Source organism: Vibrio caribbeanicus ATCC BAA-2122 (assembly GCF_000165125.1).
Lineage (GTDB): Bacteria > Pseudomonadota > Gammaproteobacteria > Enterobacterales > Vibrionaceae > Vibrio > Vibrio caribbeanicus.
In genome coordinates, this window is the sequence record NZ_AEIU01000109.1 from 1 (window position 1) to 330 (window position 330).

The window sequence follows — 330 nt, forward strand, 5'->3', positions numbered from 1 at the left end:
ATCCCTTACTTTGGAGGTATTCCAATCACCGATGCCTTGGTTAAAGGCTTTGGCGCCTTCAAACATCGCTCTCATATTTTCAACCTTGGAGGTATCCCATTCTCCGATAGGTTGGTTAAAGGCTTTGGCACCGCTAAACATACTGTTCATTCTGGTAACATTTGACGTATCCCAGTTTCCGATGGGTTGGTTAAAGCTGGTGGCACCTCGGAACATTTCGCTCATTGATGAATGGTGATCAATTCCCACTTTGGAGGTATCCCAGTTACCGATGGGCTGGTTAAAGGCTTCGGCACCTGAAAACATCCTCGCCATACTCCTTACCTTGGA

Annotated in this window: 1 protein-coding gene; it reads right to left on the reverse strand. The window is 46.7% G+C overall.

The window, feature by feature from the left end; genetic code table 11:
- The coding region (locus RH40_RS17975) for a BspA family leucine-rich repeat surface protein (protein ID WP_174260330.1) at window positions 1-330 on the reverse strand (330 nt) is incomplete at both ends.